Origin of the sequence: Treponema peruense (genome assembly GCF_016117655.1) — a bacterium.
Classification (GTDB): domain Bacteria; phylum Spirochaetota; class Spirochaetia; order Treponematales; family Treponemataceae; genus Treponema_D; species Treponema_D peruense.
The window spans coordinates 2,613,036-2,633,368 of the sequence record NZ_CP064936.1 but is presented as its reverse complement, the minus strand read 5'-3'; the positions used below and the strand labels follow the sequence as shown (position 1 = coordinate 2,633,368).

Genomic DNA, 20,333 nt, shown 5'->3' with positions numbered 1-20,333 from the left:
ACCAGTTTAAGACAAAAGTAAAATTCAAAAAAAATAACCCCCGGAACTCTGCGGGATGGATCACAAAGTTCCGGGGGTTTCAGCCTAAGCGGCCGTTAACATCAGTCAACGCGGATTGCAATCTTCTTTGCAGAAGCAGCAGCCTTGCGCTCGATTCTTACGGTAAGAACACCGTTCTTGAAAACCGCAGTAACGGCTTCAGGATTAATGTCCTTCGGAAGAGAGAAGGTGCGTTTGAAAGAAGAAGAATGGCGCTCGTGGATAAGCCATGAGAATTCTTCTTTGTCTTCCTTTTTCTCTTCTTTTGTTTCAGCTTTTTCTACAGAAGCAATTGTAAGAATGTCATCTTTAAGACCGATTTCCACATCGTTTTCATTTCTGCCAGGCAAATCCATGGTAAGAATGTATGCATCCTTTGTCTCTTTTACATCAACATTCGGAGTGCATGCGCGAGTGTAGAAAGATGGCATTGTACCGTCGTTTCCAAAAAGTGTGTCCAAAAGTGAAAGTTCGTTCATAATATTACCTCCATAAGGTTTGTATAAGATTTTAGGTAAGCTTTTTGTTGCTTACACTTACTATATAGCAGAAACCGTGCCAACTTTGATTCAAGTGAAAATTTACTGTTTTTAAGCACTGTTTTCTTCATTCAGGCTGAATTTAGGGACATTTTTACCTGCAAAACGCGTTTGTTCCGTAACAGAGCGGTCTTGGCAAGTTCAATTTGAATCAAATGTGTCGTTTTGACTCATTAAAGTGTGTTAAATTTACCCAGTATCTATTCCGGATGCAGTAAAATTTGCGTCATTTGGAAGCGGTTTAACTGGAAACTTGCCGGAATTTTGTTTATATTTTAACTGCAATTTATTATATGGGGGAAAAATGACAAAAATCGCAGTCACTTACAAAAACGGTGAAATATTCCAGCATTTTGGTCACACAGAAGATTTTAAAGTTTATTCTATAGAGAACAATTGTATTTCTGACTCAGGTGTAATCAATACAAACGGTCAGGGGCACGAAGCGCTTGCTGTTTTTTTAAGCAGTCTTGGCGTTACGGTTTTGATTTGCGGTGGTATAGGTTCCGGGGCAATGGAAGCACTTTCCGAACAGAATATTAAGGTTGCTGCCGGTGTAAAAGGGGACTGCGACGCTGCGGTTAAGGATTATCTTGCTGGCAAACTTGAATATACTTCTGTTCCAAACTGCAGCCATCATCACGAACACGGTCATGAAAAAAAAGATCCGCCCCTTTCTCTGGAAAACTCATTTTTTAAACCTGTAAATACGGTTCATTGATTGAAATACAAAAGGAACGGTATTATTATTGTACGTAAATGTTGTTCCTAAATCTGAAGATTTACTCATGAATTTTTAATGGAGGAGTATAAAAAATCTGATGGGAGAAATTATGGAAAAAGTTGAATTCAGTATTCCCGAAGGCGTTACAGAAATTACTGCGGCTACAATTCCCAATCATCGCGCAATATGTTCCGTACATATTCCCGAAGGCGTTCTTGTTATCGGTGAAAATGCCTTTGCCGACTGCGTAAATCTTAAAGAAATAGAAATTCCCTCTTCGGTAGTGGCAATAGAGCGCGGTGCCTTTAAAAACTGCGCATTTTTGAATTCAATAGAAATTCCTGCGGGAATTACGACAATAACAGCCGATTCTTTTGCCGACTGTGTAAGCCTTGAGTCAATAACTCTTCCCGACTCCATAACCGGAATAAAGGAACGCGCTTTTGCAGGCTGCACAGGCATTAAAAATATAGTCATTCCCGATAATTTAACAGAATGTGCGCGTGACGCTTTTCCTAACAGCGGCACATATCTTCCTACAAACAAAGTTTACCGTTACGAAAACGGCATGATGCTCAATACTTCAAACGGAATGCTTCTTTTCTACAACGGAAGTGACGAAAAACTGCAGACCCCGGCAGGTGCAAAGGGAATAGGTCGCCGCGCCTTCTATAACTGCAACGCTTCTTCAATAAGAGTAAGCGAAGGAGTAACCAGTATTTCTGATGAAGCATTTGCCGGCTGTTTAAATAAAGTGAAAGTTTTCCTTCCCGAATCTGTGGACTACATTGAACTGAGTGCCTTTGACAAAAATACAAAAATCTACTGCAGACAGGGTTCCTATGCAGAAGGCTGGTGCCGCAACGGCCCGTTTAACCGCCTGGCAGATGAACGTATTTCAGAACAACTCAAATAGAGTTGTTCTGAAAACTTCAGTTGCTGCACAACTGTCTTATTTACGTGTGCGCTCACGCGTAAGAAGGAAAAATGGATAATTCAAAATCACAGCTGGGAACTGCACCTTTGGGTTCCCTCATGCTTAAACTTGCGCTTCCTTCAATAGTAGCGCAGGTTATTAACATTCTCTACAATATTATAGACAGAATTTATATTGGTCACATAGACAGCGCTGCATCTCTGGCCCTTACCGGAGTAGGCATCTGCTTTCCTATAATAACGCTGGTTTCTGCATTCAGTCTTTTTGCCGGAGCGGGAGGCGCGCCGCTTGCAGCAATAGAACTCGGCAAAAGCGAGCATGACAAAAATGCAAAATCGCGCGCCGAATCAATTCTGGGGAATGCAGTAATTCTTCTGGTTGCATTTGCTGTTCTTCTTACAGTAATCTTTCAGATTTTTATGCGTCCTGTTCTTATGGCTTTCGGGGCAAGTGAAGCTACTATTCCGTATGCGCAGGATTATTTAAGAATTTATATGGCTGGAACGATTTTTGTTCAGCTTTCCATTGGTCTTAACCCTTTTATAAATGCGCAGGGTTTTGCCGGAACAGCAATGCTTTCTATAGTAATTGGGGCTGTTGCAAATATTATTCTTGACCCTGTCTTTATTTTTGTTTTTGACATGGGCGTCAAGGGTGCGGCTGTTGCTACAGTAATAAGCCAGGCCATAAGCACTGTATGGATAGTAATATTTCTCTGTTCAAAAAAATCGTCGCTAAGAATAAGTCCTGCAATCCTTAAATTTAAGCCGGCGGTTGCGGCAAAAATTTCTGCTTTGGGACTGTCGCCTTTTATTATGTCTGCCACAGAAAGTGCAATTTCTGTTGTATTCAATACGGGGCTGCAGAAGTTTGGCGGTGACATCTACGTTGGTGCAATGACAATTATGCAGAGTCTTATGCAGGTCTGCTATATTCCTATTCAGGGATTCACAGACGGTGTTCAGCCTATTGTAAGCTACAATTACGGTGCCGGTAACTTAAAGCGAGTGCGTACTACAATAAAAAGAATGATTTATATTTCATTCGCAGCTTCAGTGGCGGCGGCAGTAATTATTCTTGCATTCCCAAAAACATTTGTTTCTATTTTTACTTCCGATGCGCAGCTTATTTCACTTGCGGTAAGTTTAATGCCGGTTTATTTTGGTGCAGTCTGGATTTTTGGCGTGCAGATGGCGGCACAAAGAACATTTGTTGCGCTTGGCCGTGCAAAGACTTCTATATTCGTGGCTCTTTTAAGAAAGGTAATTCTTCTTATTCCTCTGGCACTTGTTCTGCCACATTTTATGGGCGTTAACGGCATTTTCTGGTCCGAACCGATTGCTTCTACAACTTCGGCAGTTACGTCCTTTGTGCTGTTTCTGGTCTGCTATTCGTCACTTAAGGACAAAAAGTAATTTTGCGCGGGTCTGGCGTTTTTTGTTCGGGGTCGGTCCTATTCAAAACAGAGGCGCTTAAAAGTATTTTCTTAAGGAAAGGCAGATGTTTGCGGTGCTGTTTTTTGAAGCGCATGGCTGGTCTGAACGGGAAAGATTTTCACTCCAGTAATCGTGGTAGAGCGTACCTTTTTGCAAACTTTGGACAAGGCCGCTGCATGTAAGTGAAGCACGCATTGTGCCAAAGTTGACGTATATTCCGAATGAAGATTTCATGGCCTTAAACAGAGCGTACTGTACTTCCATGTAGTGTGTTCCCTCAGAGGCGTTAAGATGGTGATCCAGTCCCGAAATATATGCAAAAGGAGACACCATAAGTTCAAAAGTAAAGCCCCAGTGCGGACCTGAACGCAACTCTGCTGCAATTCCTGCAAATGTATAAAAAGAGTGGCGGCTGTAGTCTATTCCGTAAAGACGTCCTGCTTCATAAAAACAGTTGCCAGGATTATCTTCGGGAAGATTCATTCCGTACCAGCCGTAGCCGTTTCTTGCCGTAAACGAATTGTACGAATAAAAAACTTCTACGGCGGTTTTCAAATCCACATTTTTTGTGCGGAACAATGCGTAATTAAGCCCAATGGAAGTCTGTGCACTGTGTACGGCTGTTTCTTCGTGGACAGAATACGTGGTAAGTGTTCCGTCAGTGGTAAAATCATAGTCAAACATTCTGCCGGACCTTAAAGAAAGTGCTCCGTTGAATTCAATTTGTGCTTCAAAGTTACCGAGTTTTGTTCCGCCAAGAAGACCAAAATACCATAAAGGCTTTATTTCCCAGACAAGACGGCTTACTGCGCGGTCGGTAAGTGCACTTGAGTAAAGAAATTTTTCCATGCTGCCGTAAACAGCCCCGGTTTGTGTCTGGATGTAAAATTCTTTGCCGGGCGTACCTGATGATTTTGTTGTGCAAAAAGCCGCGGATGTCAGTAAAAATGCAGAAAGGACAAGTACTTTCTTTTTCATATACTGAATTTTATATAAAAAGGCTGTTGTTTACAAGTGGAACCTATTCCAAAAAGTCAGACAAAACTGTAGAATCTTTTCGCTAAAAAGGTGCATGAAATGAAATTAGAGATTGAAGGCGTGCTTTCAGGACTTGAATGTACTGGACGCTCTTGCTCCAAAGCCTTTGTCTGTTTGCAGAACAAAGCGTGCAGTTTATTTTCTGCTTGCGTTTCTGGACTTTTTTGTTTTTGCCGGAACAATTTCTTCGTTACCGCAGTTTTCGGCATTTTTACGCCGCTTGTCTTTATTTGGGGTTGTGTATGAAGTTTCTTAAACAGTTTACAATTATTCTGATTGTTTCATTTATCGGTGAAACTCTTAACCATCTTATTCCGCTTCCTGTACCGGCAAGCATTTACGGACTGGTAATAATGTTTGCGTGTCTTAAGTTTAAGATTTTCAAACTTTCTGCTGTACAGGAAACCGGCGATTTTCTTCTGGACATAATGCCGCTGCTTTTTGTTCCGCCGAGTGTCGGTTTTATAAGCGCTATTCCTCTCATGAAAAAATACGGAATTCAATTTACGGTAATTGCAGTTTTTTCTACGTTTATTGTTATGGTCGTAACGGGACTTGTGACGCAGTTTATAATGAAAATAATGTCAAAAAAAGATTCAGAAAAGGAAGGTAAAGAAAAATGAAGGAATTCTGCGAAAATTCAGTATTTTTTGGTGTTTTTCTGACGCTTTTTACTTACATGATTGGCGTATGGCTTCATAAAAAGACAAAATTCTTTTTGTTCAGTCCGCTGATTGTTTCCATTACATTGTGTATTGTTTTTTTGCTGGCCACCGGTATTTCCTACGAGTCGTATGAACTGGGTGCAAAACTTGTGTCAGATCTTCTTACACCTGCAACCGTGTGTCTTGCAATTCCCCTTTACCAGCAGTTTGAAAAACTCAAGCGCAACTGGCCTGCCATTATAGGCGGAATTGTGGCTGGTGTTCTTACAAACTTTGTGTTTATTCTTGTAATGTGCATTCTGTTTAAAATCGGCCACACAGAATATGTTTCTATGCTGCCAAAATCAATTACTACGGCTATAGGTCTTCCACTTGCAGAAGAATTGGGCGGTTCTGTTCCGATTACTGTCGTGATGATTATCATAACAGGAAATCTGGGCAATCTTTTTGCTGCAAAAATCTGCAAAATCTTCCATATAAACGACCCGATTGCAAAAGGCGTTGCCATAGGAACTTCGGCCCATGCTTTGGGTACCGCCGCCGCCATTCAGATGGGTGAAGTCGAAGGTGCAATGAGTGGTCTTTCAATAGCCGTAGCAGGTCTTCTTACCGTAGTTGGTGCATCTGTTTTTGCCCAGTTTATTTGAACAGCGGCGTAAGTCTTCTTTTTACAGGTAATTAACGGGAAGACGGGTTTTGTTTGTTGCTTTATGCAGATTACTGTAGTATAATAGAAAAAATAACAAAATAAAGGTGAGAAAAACCAATAACAGGATTTTGATTTTTCGATATGTTAAGCAAAAGAAGAAGATTCATAACATCGTTTTTTATTGTTTCCGCTACTGTGGGAATAATAGCCAGTGTGTTTTTTCTCATCGCGGCTCTTTACGGGAAAAAAATCGCTCAGAGTGATTATTACAAAGAAATTGAATCTCCCGAAGCCCATGTACTTTTCATAAGTTCCTACGATATAACGTATTTCAGTGTTCTCAGACAAATACGCGGAATTCATTCAGTTTTTGACGAAAACAATATTTCTTTTGATGTAGAATTCATGGACACAAAGCGCTTTACAGAAAGTGAGGTTGTGGACAATTTCTATAAGTCACTCAAATACAAGCTCAATACAATCAAATACAAGTACGATGCAATACTTCTTGCAGATGATGCTGCCCTTGATTTTGGAGAAAAATATCAAGATGAACTTTTTGCCGGAATTCCCATTGTCTTTTTCTGCGTAAACAGCATTTCCCATGCAAATAGAGCCGTTGCCCGTCCGTTAATAACAGGTTATGCAGAAGAAATTTTCCTTGAAGACACACTGAACGTTGCGCTCAGGCTTAACCCCGGTGCAAAATCTGTAACCGCAATTTATGATGAAACACCTACAGGTTACGGCGACTGGATTCAGTTTAGAAATTTTGCAAACCGTTATAAAACCGAGTACAAGAACTTTGATTTTTACGGAATAAACACAACAAGTCTTTCACATTTTGAATTTGCTTCAAGTCTTTCAAATCTTGATGATTCTACGATTCTGATGTTCCTGAGCGCCGTAGATGATAAACAGGGAAATGTATATTCAAGTGCGTCACAGGTGGAATTTATTGTAAAACATTCCAAAATTCCCGTTTACCGCTACAATACAAACGGTCTCGGACAGGGAATTCTTGGAGGCAAAACCGTAGACTTTGAAACGGAAGCAAGAAATGCTGCTTTGCTTGTACTGGATATTCTTGAAGGAACAAATATGAATTTTATTTCCCTCAAGAGAAATACGGAAGGTCTTTTCTATTTTGACAATGATGTAATACAAAGGTTTAATCTGGACGAATCAAAGCTTCCCAAAGATGCTGTCATAATAAATAAAAAAATATCTGCCATTAAAGCTTATGCAAAAATTCTTGCACCTTGCATTTTTCTTGTTCTGTCACTTGGTGCTCTTCTTATCATTGCCGAAACTTCAAGAATTTCTTCCAGCTGCCATGCACGCAAACTTGTGGAATCACGCAACGAGATGGAATATATGGCGCGCCATGACTATCTTACCAAATTGCCCAATCGTTTTATGACACAGCCAAAGATAGAAGCAATGTTCGGCAGGAAAAAAGAATTTTACGGAATCCTTCTGGATATTGACAACTTCAAGAGTATAAACGATTTTTATACACATTCTTTTGGTGACGAAGTGCTCAGGCAGATTTCTGCACGTTTCCTTAAGCTTGCCGAAGACCGTGTTTTCTTTATTTCACGTTTTGGCGGTGACGAATTTTTTGTATTGTACAGCGGTGAAAATTTTGACGAGGACAGCCACGATCTTGTAAGACTTCAGGGAATTTTCAGCGACCCAGTTGAATATAAAAATACAAAAGTTTATGTTCAGGCAAGCATGGGTGTGGCTTCTTCTTTGAATTGTTCCAGCCCTGACGAACTTATTGTAAATGCCGACATTGCAATGTACGAGTCCAAGCGTGCAGGAAAAAACAGATGTACTTTCTTCCGCGAGACAATGAAAACAGACCGCAGCACGACTGATGAAATAGAAGCTGTTCTCAAGGACTGTATTGAAAATGACGGATTCAAAGTTTTGTACCAGCCGCAGATAGATGTAGACAACGGTGTAATTTACGGTTACGAAGCTCTTGTAAGAATAAAGGATAATTCACTTCCGCCGTCGCAGTTTATTCCCATTGCAGAAGAAAAGGGCTGTATAATTGATATAGGACGCAAAGTTACCGAAAAGGTTGTGCAGCAGATTGCAGAATGGCGCAGTCACGGAATGGCACTTCATAAGGTTTCCATCAATTATTCTTACGGACAGATTTCAGACACAGGTTACGTTAACTTTTTGCGCGCTCTTCTCAAGCAGTACGATATTTCGCCGGCACTTATTTGCATTGAAATTACAGAAAGTCTTTTTATAGAAAACAAAGACAAGGCAATAAAACTTTTTGACGAGTTTACTAAACTTGGCGTGTCCCTTTCGCTTGATGATTTTGGAACAGGTTATTCTTCTTTGAGTTACCTTACTTATATTCCTGTAGAAACAGTCAAACTGGACAAGTCTCTTATTGATCATTATCTTAACAGTGCGAACGATTTGTTTATTAAAAATATTGTGCGCTTGGTTCATTCCCTTAATATGCGTCTTGTTGTTGAAGGAGTTGAATTCAAGTGGCAGTTTAACAAACTCAAGACATTCCACTGTGACTATATTCAGGGCTATCTGTTCAGCAAACCCATTTCTGGTAATGATGTCGAGGCGTTTGCAAGAAAAAGAGCCGCCGCCATTTGATTTAAGTTTGGAAAGTTTATGTTAAAAAAAAGTTTTGCTACTGTAATTGGACTGGCGGCGGCGGTTAGTTTCTTATTTAGCGCATGTGACAGAAAAAAATTGAACATTCAGTCTACTATATACGTGGACGACGAGCGCGACGGTGCAAAAATAATACTGGGCTTTTCGCAGATAGGCACAGAGAGTTCGTGGCGTACCGAAAACACGCGGTCTGTTTTTGAAGCAGCCGCAGAACAGGGAATTCAGGTTCTTTACGATGATGCACAGCAGAAACAGACCAATCAGCTTAAGGCAATACGCTCTTTTATAGTTTACCGCGTTGATGTAATTGCTTTTGTTCCGATTGTGGAAGACGGTTGGGACAATGTTCTCAGGGAAGCAAAGGAAGCACGCATTCCGGTTATTGTTGTAGACAGAAAAATCAAAACGCAGGACGAGTCACTTTATGCCGGTTTTATCGGTGAAGACGGAATAGAAGAAGGTCGCAAAGCAGCACGTTTCCTTTTGCAAAAATATTCTGACTCCACAAAAAAACTGAATGTTCTTGAGCTTCGCGGAACAGATTATTCTTCCATGGCAAAGGAACGTTCCGCCGGGTTCAGGGAAGTGCTTTTACAGGACCCGCGCTTTTGTATTGTAAAAAGTGTTTCCGGTGATTTTTTAAGGTCACGTGGCAAAGAAATTATTTCAAACATTTTTGCAAAAGAAGGTTCGCTTTCGTGGGAAAATTCCTCGCTGGATATTATTTTTTCACACAATGACGCAATGTCTTTGGGTGCGCTTGATACGCTGCAACTTTACGGTGTGAACGCGGGGCGCGATGTTACAATAGTGAGCATTGACGGAGAAAAAGATGCTGTGGCGGCACTCAGGGAAGGAAAGATAAACTGTATTGTAGAATGCAATCCGCGTCTTGGACCCGAACTTATTAAACTTGTAAAGACAGCCGCCAACCGTAACACTATTCCCCGCGTGACTTATGTAGACGGCCGTGTCTATTCTGAGAACGATGATTTTTCTTTGACACAGGCAGTTGGTTTTTAAAATGAAAAGTTCGCGCAATAAATTCAGTCTTATAAAAAGGGTTCAGCATACTTATATTCTTATCATTGCGCTTATGATTGTTCCGACAATTTATTCTGTTGTTGTTTCCAATATTCATTCGAGGCAGTACAATGATATTATTACAAATGTAAGTCTTGCCAATTTAATAAACAGTATTGCAAAAAAAGAAATCCCCGATGAACTTTGGAATATTGTAAGTGGCCGTAAATCTTTCAACGAAGGCATGCAATATGAAATGCTCGAAGAAATCAAAGACGGACTTTCACGCATTGAACAGACTACGTCTGACAAACGCAGCCGCCAGAAACTCGAAGTTGCTTCCCGTGCGCGTCTTACTCTTTACAGAAACGTAAGTCGTCTTGGCGTTAACATTGCGTCGGGTGGTTCTGTTGCAAGCAGTGAAGTTGCACTTGACGAAATCCGCAGTATCAGTGCGCTTTTTTCTGACATAATGCAGGAATTTATTGTTATGGAAATTGAGTCTGCCTACAAAACAAATATTTCTATTTCAAATTCTTCTATTGTATTGGGACTTATTCAGGCCGGAATTATTCTTTTTGCGGTTATTCTTTCCCTTCGCGGAGGTCTTGCCCTTTCTGATTCAGTGCGCCGTCCTATTTCAGAAATGGAAATTCTTTCTACAAAAATTGCGCACGGTGACTTTGATTCGCGCGTAAACATTCCGGGTGTTTTGGAACTGGACAATCTTGCAGACAACCTTAATTCCATGGCGCAAAAAATTGACGCCCTTATAAAACAGAATGTAGAAGAACAGAAAAATTTGCGCAAGGCAGAGATGAAGGCTTTGCAGGCACAGATTACCCCGCATTTTTTGTACAATACTTTTGATACAATTATCTGGCTTGCCGAAGAAGAGCAGACAGAAGATGTTATAAAAGTAACGCACGCTTTTTCTGAGTTTCTGCGCATTTCCTTAAGCCGCGGACACGAATGGATTACAGTTGGCCAGGAACTTGACCACGTGCGCAATTATCTTACAATTCAAAAAATCCGCTATGCAGATATTCTTAACTACGAAATTGAAGCAGACCCGGCTCTTAACGATTTTAAGATGCTCAAACTGAGCCTTCAGCCTCTGGTGGAAAATGCAATTTATCACGGAATTAAAAATAAGCGTGGCCGTGGACATCTAAAAGTCAGCGCACATTTTTCTGATGCTTCAAAAAAGTTTATGACTTTTACCGTACAGGATGACGGCGCGGGTTTTTCACAGGAGAGGCTTGAACAGGTAAGACATGAACTTTCGCTTAATTCCTGCGAAACAGAAAAACTCAGTTCGGTTTACGGTCTTTACAATGTTAACCAAAGACTTGTACTTTATTATAATGATGGTGCAGAACCGCTTTCAGATGGAATTCAAATTGAAAGTATGGGCGGTTTTGGTGCAAAAATTTCGTTTACTGTTCCGTGTATTGTTCAGGAAGCTGACCGGAGGATTTAATAAATGTACAGCGTTTTTATTGTTGATGACGAGCATATTGTTCTGGAAGGCTTGCGCAAAAAAATTGACTGGGAAAATTCGCGTTTTACTTTTGCCGGTGAAGCCACTGACGGTGAACTTGCGCTTTCGATGATTCACGAAGTAAAGCCCGACATTCTTATTACCGACATTAAAATGCCGTTTATGGATGGACTTGAACTTGCGCGTGTGTTAAAAAAAATACAGCCGTGGATAAGAATTATTATTCTTTCGGGACATGATGAATTTGATTATGCAAAGCAGGCAATTTCTATTGGTGTCGAGGATTATATATTAAAGCCATTCACACACGACGAAATTTTTGCCAGTCTTAATAAAGTTGCAGAACGTCTGGACAAAGAGCGTCAGCAAATTCAGGATATAAGCAGACTTAAAGAAGAACTCGAGTCCAATTCTGTTATGGCAAAAAATCTGTTTCTTACAGAAGTTGTTCTTGAAAAATCAGATGCGGTAACCCTTATGCAGAAGGCGCAGTCCCTTGGAATAGATTTGATTGCGCGCTTTTATAAAGTTATTGTAAGCGACTTGCGGCAGAATAGCAGCGACACAAATTCAATTGCAAAAACACGCGCCCGACTTGTTTCTATGATGAATGCACGTGACGCTACAGTTTCATTTTTTATTTCACCGGAGCGCTTTGTCATTATCCTTAAGGGAAACTCAGACAAGGAAACAGAAGAAGACAGTTACAGTGTCGCAGAAGCCGTGGAACATATTGTTACGCAGAATCTTGACTGCAATGTTATTTCGGCAATAGGAAAAACCGTGGAACATCTTTCGCAGTTGGGCGACTCGTATTCAGACGCAAACAGCCTTTCTTCAATGACGCGCTTCTGGAACAAAAGCCGTATCGTAAGTTCCGACGATGTGAATAAAACAAGCGGCGGTATACTTTCACTGCGCGAAAATGATCCTCTTGTAGACAAGCTCAAGTATGCCGGCCGCAACGAAATTGATGCAATTGTTTCACAGCAGATGGATATGCTTAAAAACAATCCGCAGACATTTGGCGTAGTTTCGTCTTATCTTCTTGTAGATGTGATTATGGCGGTTTCAAAACTTATAGAAGAGCTTGGTGGCGATGTTAAACAGGTTATGCCCGAAGTTGTTCGCCGTGAATTTGTGGACAAGGCCGTTGTAAGTGAAGAAATGCTTGCTTCAGAAATAAAACGTGTTCTTGACAAGGTTTTGGACTTTCGCGATTCAAAAATGCAGGGCCGTTACGGTGACGTTATTCTTAAGGCAAAGGTTTATATTGAACAGAATTTTGCCAGTCAGGATACGTGCCTTAATTCTGTTGCAGAAGCGGTTCATTTGAGTCCAAATCATTTTAGCACAATTTTTTCGCAGGAATGCGGAATTACTTTCATTGAGTTTCTTACCGACGTGCGTATAGAAAATGCAAAAAAACTTCTGCGTGAAACAAATATGAAAGGTTCTGACATTGCCTACGAGTGCGGTTTTAATGATCCGCATTACTTCAGTTTTATCTTCAAGAAAAATACCGGTATGAGTCCGCGGGAATACAAAAATTCCTGCTGTTTGCTTTAGTGCAGCCTGGTAGCCGGGTGCCGTAAAATATTCAACATTTTTTCGTAAGATTTTAAACTTTTTTCGCAGCGGCAGAAGAGAAAGTGTTTTTTTTGTAAAAAAAACAGAATAAATTGAACAAAGTTCGTAAAAATTTACATGTACGTATTCCAAAAGCGGGTTTATGATGTAATCATAACGTTTTATCGCACTTAACGTGTATAGGAGGAATTTACATGAAAAAGATTGCTGCGTTTACAGGTTCAATTCTTATGGTTGCTCTTGCACTTGCAGGATGCTCAAAAAAGGGTCCCGAAGCAAAGGGCGCAAAAGGTGACAAAAAGGTAATTACCGTTGGATACGCACAGGTTGGTGCAGAATCTGACTGGCGTCTTGCAAACACCGAGTCATTCAAGAGCACTTTCACCGCAGAAAACGGCTACAAGCTTATTTTTGATGATGCACAGCAGAAGCAGGAAAACCAGATAAAGGCAATGCGCAACTTTATTCAGCAGGATGTTGACTATATCGTAGTTGCTCCGGTAGTTGAGACTGGTTGGGAAACAGTATTGGGCGAAGCAAAGGCTGCAGGAATCCCTGTTATTCTCTCTGACCGCCAGATGAAAGTTTCTGACGACAGTCTCTATCTTTGCTGGGTTGGAGGAAACTTCCTTAAAGAAGGACGCGACTCTGTAATCTGGCTCAACGACTATCTCAAGAAAAACGGCCGCGATTCAGAAAAACTTAATGTACTTCTTATTCAGGGAACAATCGGTTCTTCTGCACAGGTTGGACGCACACAGGGAATTACTGAAGGTCTTGCAAAGAATCTAAACTACAACCTTCTTGCTAAACAGACTGGTGAATTTACACAGGCAAAGGGACAGGAAGTTATGGAATCTTTCCTCAAGCAGTATGATGACATCGATGTAGTATTTGCAGAAAATGACAACATGGCCTGGGGTGCAGTAGACGCAATCAAGGCAGCCGGAAAACAGCCCGGAAAAGACATTATCATCATTTGTTTCGACGCTGTACACGAAACATTCAACAAGATGATGGCGGGAGAAATCAACTGCGCCGTAGAGTGTAACCCTCTTCACGGACCGCGCGTAGACTCAATCATCAAGACACTTGAGGCCGGCGGAACAGTAGACAAGATTGCTTATGTAGATGAAGGCGTATTTGATGAAGCCAACGCAGAAGCAATGCTTCCTACACGTAAGTACTAATTAAAATCTGCGGAACAAGTGCATAAGTTTTTGTAAAAAAAGATTCCGCATGTAAATCTTACCGAGCCGGAGATTCGGAAGGCAATGTTCCACTCCGGCTCTTGTTTTGTGCAGACAATAATCAGCCGGAATAATTTAATTTCCGCGACATAGAAAAATCCGCTTTTAAGAAGGACAAACTTATGGCAAATGACGTTCTGCTTTCAATGAAAAATATCAATATGACTTTCCCGGGCGTCAAGGCTCTTCAGAATGTAGAATTTACACTCAGAAAGGGCGAAATTCATGCGCTTATGGGAGAGAACGGAGCCGGAAAAAGTACTCTTATCAAAGTTCTTAACGGTGTCCACACAAGAGATTCAGGAAAAATATACCTTGACGGTAAAGAAATAAACAATCATTCACCTCAGGAAGCCCAGATTAACGGAATAAGTACTGTATTCCAGGAAGTGAATCTTTGTCCCAATATTTCTGTTGCCGAAAACATATTTGCCGGTCAGGAACCAAAAAAATGGGGTCTGGCAATTGACTGGAAACTTATGAACCGCAAGGCAAAAGAAGTTCTTGCCGAAGTAGGTCTTGATATAGATGTTACACGCACTCTGGGTGACTATTCTGTAGCCATTCAGCAGATGGTTGCAATTGCACGTGCGGTTAACTTTAACTGCAAGGTTCTTATTCTTGACGAACCGACAAGTTCTCTTGACGACAAGGAAGTAGAAGAACTTTTCAAAGTAATGAACAGGCTCAAGGAAAAAGGTACGGGAATTATTTTCGTCACACACTTTCTTGAACAGGTTTATGCAGTTTGTGATAAAATTACGGTTTTGCGCAACGGTGAATTCCAGGGTGAATTTACTGTAGAAGAACTGCCGCGCCTAAAGCTGGTACAGACAATGCTTGGTCACGAAGTTGCCGAGCTTGACAATCTGCACAGTAACAGCGCAATTAATTCACAGGAAGATTTGCCGCAGATAATAAAAGCCGTGGCACTTACACACCAGGGAACAATAAAGCCGTTTGACCTTACAATAAAGAAGGGTGAAGTTATAGGACTTACGGGACTGCTCGGCTCGGGTCGTTCAGAACTTGCACGCTCTCTTTATGCAGCAGACAAACCTGATTCCGGCGAACTTTTCTTTAAGGATGAGTCTCTCAAGGCAAAGGCTCCTATTGACTCAATCAAGCGCGGAATGGCGTATCTTCCCGAAGACCGCAAGGCAGAAAGTATTATTGCAGATCTTTCAATACGCGAAAACATGATGATTGCGCTTCAGGCCAAAACCGGAATCTTCAAACTTCTTCCGATGAGCAAACAGCTTGAACTTACAAACAAATACATCAAGGCTCTTAACATAAAAACACCTTCTACCGAAACGCCGATCAAATCTCTTTCAGGCGGAAACCAGCAGAAGGTAATTATTGGAAGATGGCTTGTAACACACCCGGACTTTCTTATTCTGGATGAACCTACCCGCGGAATTGACGTTGGTACAAAAACAGAAATCCAGAAACTTGTAATTCAGCTTGCGCAGGAAGGAATGACTGTTATGTTTATAAGTTCCGAAATTGAAGAAATGCTCAGAACCGTAAACAGACTTTGTGTTCTTCGCGACGGAAAAAAGGTTGGGGAACTGAACAACGACAATCTTACCCAGGAAGACGTCATGGCTGCAATCGCCGGAGGTGATGGAAAATGAGTGAAAGCAAACGCAGATTCGACTTTGGAAAAATGATGAAAAGCCAGCTGGCTCTTCCTATAATCGCACTTTTGGTTATGCTTGTAGTTAACGTAATAATTATTGCGGTTACAAAGCAGGCAAACTTCTTTAAGGTTTCAATCAACAACGGCGTTCTTTACGGTTACATTATTGATATTCTTAACCGTTCAAGCGAACTTGTTATTCTTGCAGTCGGAATGACACTTGTTGCGGCATCTTCGCGCGGAACAGATATTTCTGTTGGTGCTGTTGCTGCAATTTCAGGTGCGCTGATTGTTCGCCTTCTTGGTTCAAGTTATGATTCTTATGCAATGGTTCCTGTTCTTGCAATTTTCTTTGGGCTTCTTGCAAGTGCAGCATGCGGTGCGTTCAATGGACTTCTTGTTGCCAGGCTGAATATCCAGCCTATGATTGCGACACTTATTCTTTTTACGGCCGGCCGCGGAATAGCCCAGCTCATAAGCTCGACCGAAACTGCAACCGGCGTTATTCTCTACGTAAGAAAAGAATCGTTCCGCTACATCGGAGGCTTTATTCCGGGTTGTATAGTACCGACGCCTATTTTCATAGCGATAATTTTTGTTGCGCTTACATATCTTGTGCTCAAAAAGACCGCCATGTCCACTTACATTCAGACGGTCGGAATCAATCCAAAGGCAGGACGTCTTGTAGGAATTAATTCCGCTCTGGTAATTTTCTTCTGCTATGTATTCTGCGGCCTTAGTTCAGGAGTTGCCGGCATGATTGCTTCGAGCCGAATCTATTCCAGCGATGCAAACAACATCGGACTCAATATGGAAATGGATGCAATTCTTGCGGTTGCACTTGGAGGAAACAGTCTTAGTGGCGGTAAATTCAATTTGATGGGTTCGGTAATCGGTGCCGTTACAATTCAGGCTTTGAACACCTGTCTTTATGCCATCGGAGTTTCGGGAGACCAGCTTCCTGTTTACAAAGCTGCCGTCGTTATTCTTATAGTTCTATTCCAGTCGCCAACATTCAAGGCCTGGCTTACAAATATGAAGAACAGTCGTGCAAGCAAAAAGCTTGAAGGTGGTGCTGTATGAGTGACAAAATGAATTTCAAGACTGTGCTGTCCAATATTTCAAAGGGAAAACGCATAGATTCCAGCAAGTTCCTTATGATGATTACAATCTGTCTTTTTGTAGTCATGTATATTGCCGGAGTAATTATTTACAGCGACAAGGGCTTTGGAAGAATGCAGACCTTCCTTAACATGCTCATAGATAACGCGGGACTTCTTGTTGCGGCTTCGGGAATGACAATTGTTATGATTGCCGGCGGAATTGATATTTCGGTAGGTTCTGTTGTTGGCCTTGTATGTATGATTCTGTCTTATTCAATGGAAAAGATGGGTCTTCCTTCAGGTGTTGCAATTGCCGTGGTTCTTGTATTCGGAATTTTATTCGGCGCGTTCCAGGGCTGGCTTATTTCTTACATGCAGCTGCAGCCGTTTATTGTAACACTTGCAGGGCTTTTCATGTGCCGCGGACTTACGGCCGTAATCAGTTCCGAGCAGATTGCAATCCGTGCAAACAAAGCATTTCTTGCGCTGGCCAATCAGAATATAAATATTTTCTTTGGTTCAACAGTCAACAAGCACGGCGTAAGAATGTATCCGTTTATTCACCCGAGTGTAATTATTGCGCTTGCGGTTGTTGTTGTAGTGTGGTTTATTCTGCGCTACACAAGATTCGGACGCAATCTTTTTGCAATCGGCGGTAACGAACAGTCTGCACTTCTTTTGGGAATCAACGTTAAGCGCACAAAATTTGCAGCTTATGTTCTTGAAGGATTCCTTGCAGCTCTTGCGGGATTTGTGTTCTGTCTTAACACAACTGCGGGCTTTGTTGAACAGGCACGCGGTTTTGAAATGGAAGCAATTTCTTCTGCTGTTATTGGCGGAACAATGCTTACCGGCGGCGTTGGTACCGTAATAGGAACATTCTTTGGCGTACTGATTAAGGCTACGATAGAAACGCTTATCCGCTGCCAGGGAACTCTTTCTTCCTGGTGGAACAAGATTGTGCTTTCATCAATCCTGTGCTTCTTTATAGTTCTTCAGAGCGTGTTTGCCATAATCAAAGCAAAGCGCGCATCCAAATAAGGGAAAATAACAACGGCGGGTCATTGACCCGCTGTTGTTAGTCACTGCGCAATGCATTTTAGAAATCATCGGAAGATGTTTTTACAGAATCTTTTTTTTGTTGTAATAAAAGTTGCAATACAAGTATAGAGTAAGCCTGTTCCCCAGCCTATAATTACTGCCCAAATAAGACCTAATATTTCAAAAGTACTATTGTGGAAAAAAGTTGTGCAAATCGGTATAATAGAATATATGATTAAAGCACAGATAAATGACAAAGAACTGGTTGAACATATTGAATCGCTTCCCAAAGATGAGATGGCGGTTTTTGTAATGGCAGACGGCCGCGTAAGGGGCGCTCTTTTTCATGGAACACGTTTTGTAAACCAGATGCGCGCGCAGCATAATCTTGGAATTCTTGAAACAATGATTCTGGGACAGGCATCTTTGTGCGGTGCACTTTTGATTCCCACAATGAAAGGTAAGGAACACATGGGGTGGCGGTATGAAGTTGACGGTCCTGCCGCCGGATTTTCTGTAGAAGCAGATTCATCTGGTTATGTGCGCGGATATCTTTTTAACGAACATATTCCCGTAGAAAAGCCGCTCGAAAACTGGAACCTTGCCCCGTTCCTTGGTAATGGAACAATGACAATGACAACTGCCCGCGAAGGAGACAAAGTTCCCTCTTCGAGTTCTGTAGAAATTCTTTACAAAAACATAACAAAAGATTTGGCGTGGTACTTCCTTCAGTCTGAACAAATCCAGACAGCTTTCAATACAAGCGTTTATATGGACACAAAAGGCCGTGTTGCTGGTGCCGGCGGAATGTTCCTTCAGGTTTTGCCCGAAACAGGCGGAACAAAAAAGAACGGCTCTTCTTCTGCAAGCGGTGCAGACATGAAAGAAGATGCGCATCTTATTGAAAAGGTAGAAAATGCGTTTTCTGCCGCTCCGTCTTTGGGAAAATGGTTTTCAGAAAAGGGTGAAATCGATGACATCGTTTACGGCTTGTTCCGCGAGTTTAATCCTGCTGTAGCCGTTCGCCGTTCAGTAATTTACGACTGCCCATGTTCAGAAGAGTCTTTTGCAAAATATATCCGTTCTCTTCCAAAGGCTGAACTTGACGACATAAAAAAGAACGATCCAGATCCTCTGGAAATTTGCTGCCGTAACTGCGGAAGTATTTATCATATTCCGATGGCGAATCTCTAAGTGTGTGCTTATTCCTGTGAAAGTGCGCTTGAGCCTCATTTGAAAACGCTTTTGAAACTCTGGCGCGGTACAGCAAACTGTTCCCCCCTTTCTGAACGCGAATTAAGGCAGGTTTCCGGCGCGTTGTTAAAGCTTCAGCGCGGGCTTACCGGAGAGCGCAATCTGGCCGGGGCCGGTTATATGGAAGACAGGGCTTTTCTTGGTGCCTACCTTTTGTATTATTGGCCCGTCAGTTTTATGCAGGTTTCGTATGCTTTCTGCAATGTGCTTAAGTCTGGCAGACTGGATTTTTTAAAGAATCTGCCCCGGCCTGTAAGAATCCTGGATGCCGGTTCGGGACCAGGACCTGCGGCCGCCTCTGTCTGCAGTGCACTTGGAACAAGTGCTCTTAGCACAGGCGCAGGAATTGCCAGCAACAATATTGAACTTACTCTTTGCGACTACAGTGCGCGCTCTCTTTCCCTGGCAAAGCGGCTGTTTGAGTCAGATTTTAAGCAGGTTGACACGCAGACTGTGACTGCCGACTTTATGAAAAAAGATCCGGCGGGTTTGTTTAAAGGAAAGTATGATATTATCGTTACAAGCCACGCTCTTAATGAGCTTTGGAAAGATTTTCCTGACAGAATCAGCAGGCGTACAAATTTTCTCAAGTCACTTCTTAATCTGCTTTCGCCGGGCGGTGTTCTGCTTGTATGCGAGCCGGCACTTCTCGAAACAAGCCGTTCACTTATTGAAGCGCGCGACACTCTGGTACGAGAAGGTGCTGCTGTCGTTTCTCCGTGTGTGGCGTCGTGCATTTGTCCAGCGTTAAAGGCCTCAAGTGCCACTACCTGTCACTCTGAAGTTTTGTGGACGCCGCCGCATACTGTTGCCGCCCTCGCGCGCAGTGCCGGTTTGGAAAGAACAAGCGTCAAAATGTCATACTTCGCGTTTGTTAACGAAGAGGACAACGTTCCATGCGGCTGCACCGGGGAATATGCTGTTGTTTCTGACGGTATGCTCAACAAGTCGGGAAGGGTTCGCTATCTTTTGTGCGATGGCCGCAGCCGCATTCCGCTTTCTGCAAAAAAAGATGATACTCATGCAAAAGAACTGGGCTTTTTTAATCTGCGCCGTTACGACAGAATTGCACTTTTGAATCCTGAACTTCGCGGTGACAAAGACAGTCCTGCGTTCGGCATAGGTGAAAAAACGGCATTAAAAGTTGAACCTTTTGCTTCTTCAAATACTAAAATTGCCCCTTAAAAATGCCGATAATTAATCAGAATAACCTAATTTCATAAAACGGG

18 protein-coding genes are annotated in these 20,333 nt (G+C 41.9%); 16 read left to right on the top strand and 2 right to left on the bottom strand.

Features of this window, described 5'->3' with window-relative positions:
- Positions 1-101: 101 nt before the first annotated feature.
- Positions 102-518 (bottom strand): Hsp20/alpha crystallin family protein, encoded by a 417-nt coding sequence (locus IWA51_RS12150; RefSeq protein ID WP_198442590.1) that lies wholly within the window; start codon positions 516-518, stop codon positions 102-104.
- 364 nt (positions 519-882) lie between these two features.
- Between IWA51_RS12150 and IWA51_RS12145 the strand changes: the two genes are divergently transcribed.
- From IWA51_RS12145 to IWA51_RS12135, 3 genes are all read left to right on the top strand, one after another.
- Positions 883-1,299, top strand: coding sequence for a NifB/NifX family molybdenum-iron cluster-binding protein (locus IWA51_RS12145; protein WP_198442589.1), 417 nt, complete (start codon positions 883-885; stop codon positions 1,297-1,299).
- A 112-nt stretch (positions 1,300-1,411) separates the two neighbouring features.
- Positions 1,412-2,218 (top strand): leucine-rich repeat domain-containing protein, encoded by an 807-nt coding sequence (locus tag IWA51_RS12140; protein WP_198442588.1) that lies wholly within the window; start codon positions 1,412-1,414, stop codon positions 2,216-2,218.
- A 71-nt stretch (positions 2,219-2,289) separates the two neighbouring features.
- Positions 2,290-3,654, top strand: coding sequence for an MATE family efflux transporter (locus IWA51_RS12135; RefSeq protein ID WP_177527738.1), 1,365 nt, complete (start codon positions 2,290-2,292; stop codon positions 3,652-3,654).
- A 57-nt stretch (positions 3,655-3,711) separates the two neighbouring features.
- Here IWA51_RS12135 and IWA51_RS12130 read toward each other — a convergent pair whose 3' ends face one another.
- Positions 3,712-4,653, bottom strand: coding sequence for an omptin family outer membrane protease (locus IWA51_RS12130; protein WP_198442587.1), 942 nt, complete (start codon positions 4,651-4,653; stop codon positions 3,712-3,714).
- 112 nt (positions 4,654-4,765) lie between these two features.
- Here IWA51_RS12130 and IWA51_RS12125 point away from each other — a divergent pair, with 112 nt between their 5' ends.
- The 13 genes from IWA51_RS12125 to IWA51_RS12065 all read left to right on the top strand — a co-directional run bounded on the left by IWA51_RS12125 (position 4,766) and on the right by IWA51_RS12065 (position 20,289).
- Positions 4,766-4,969, top strand: coding sequence for a hypothetical protein (locus tag IWA51_RS12125; protein ID WP_198442586.1), 204 nt, complete (start codon positions 4,766-4,768; stop codon positions 4,967-4,969).
- Positions 4,956-5,336, top strand: coding sequence for a CidA/LrgA family protein (locus IWA51_RS12120; RefSeq protein WP_198442585.1), 381 nt, complete (start codon positions 4,956-4,958; stop codon positions 5,334-5,336). The genes IWA51_RS12125 and IWA51_RS12120 overlap by 14 nt, the downstream gene beginning before the upstream one ends.
- The gene (locus IWA51_RS12115) at positions 5,333-6,025 is read left to right on the top strand and encodes an LrgB family protein (RefSeq protein ID WP_198442584.1); all 693 of its coding nucleotides are present in this window, start codon (positions 5,333-5,335) and stop codon (positions 6,023-6,025) included. Before IWA51_RS12120 ends, IWA51_RS12115 begins: the two co-directional genes overlap by 4 nt.
- A 143-nt stretch (positions 6,026-6,168) precedes the next feature.
- On the top strand, positions 6,169-8,673 hold the full coding sequence (locus IWA51_RS12110) for a bifunctional diguanylate cyclase/phosphodiesterase (RefSeq protein WP_198442583.1): 2,505 nt from the start codon (positions 6,169-6,171) through the stop codon (positions 8,671-8,673).
- An 18-nt stretch (positions 8,674-8,691) separates the two neighbouring features.
- Positions 8,692-9,717 (top strand): ABC transporter substrate-binding protein, encoded by a 1,026-nt coding sequence (locus tag IWA51_RS12105; RefSeq protein ID WP_198442582.1) that lies wholly within the window; start codon positions 8,692-8,694, stop codon positions 9,715-9,717.
- A 1-nt stretch (position 9,718) separates the two neighbouring features.
- On the top strand, positions 9,719-11,200 hold the full coding sequence (locus IWA51_RS12100; protein ID WP_177527744.1) for a sensor histidine kinase: 1,482 nt from the start codon (positions 9,719-9,721) through the stop codon (positions 11,198-11,200).
- 3 nt (positions 11,201-11,203) lie between these two features.
- Positions 11,204-12,790, top strand: a complete 1,587-nt coding sequence (locus tag IWA51_RS12095) for a response regulator (RefSeq protein ID WP_198442581.1) — start codon at positions 11,204-11,206, stop codon at positions 12,788-12,790.
- 215 nt (positions 12,791-13,005) lie between these two features.
- Positions 13,006-14,001 (top strand): ABC transporter substrate-binding protein, encoded by a 996-nt coding sequence (locus tag IWA51_RS12090; RefSeq protein ID WP_198442580.1) that lies wholly within the window; start codon positions 13,006-13,008, stop codon positions 13,999-14,001.
- A 182-nt stretch (positions 14,002-14,183) separates the two neighbouring features.
- A complete protein-coding gene (locus IWA51_RS12085) occupies positions 14,184-15,701 on the top strand; it encodes a sugar ABC transporter ATP-binding protein (RefSeq protein WP_177527747.1) in 1,518 nt (505 codons plus the stop codon).
- A complete protein-coding gene (locus IWA51_RS12080) occupies positions 15,698-16,789 on the top strand; it encodes an ABC transporter permease (protein ID WP_177527748.1) in 1,092 nt (363 codons plus the stop codon). Before IWA51_RS12085 ends, IWA51_RS12080 begins: the two co-directional genes overlap by 4 nt.
- On the top strand, positions 16,786-17,850 hold the full coding sequence (locus IWA51_RS12075) for an ABC transporter permease subunit (protein ID WP_230402661.1): 1,065 nt from the start codon (positions 16,786-16,788) through the stop codon (positions 17,848-17,850). The genes IWA51_RS12080 and IWA51_RS12075 overlap by 4 nt, the downstream gene beginning before the upstream one ends.
- Positions 17,851-18,081: 231 nt before the next feature.
- A complete protein-coding gene (locus IWA51_RS12070; protein ID WP_198442579.1) occupies positions 18,082-19,044 on the top strand; it encodes an Hsp33 family molecular chaperone HslO in 963 nt (320 codons plus the stop codon).
- The gene (locus tag IWA51_RS12065) at positions 19,045-20,289 is read left to right on the top strand and encodes a small ribosomal subunit Rsm22 family protein (protein ID WP_198442578.1); all 1,245 of its coding nucleotides are present in this window, start codon (positions 19,045-19,047) and stop codon (positions 20,287-20,289) included.
- The last annotated feature ends 44 nt before the right edge of the window (positions 20,290-20,333 follow it).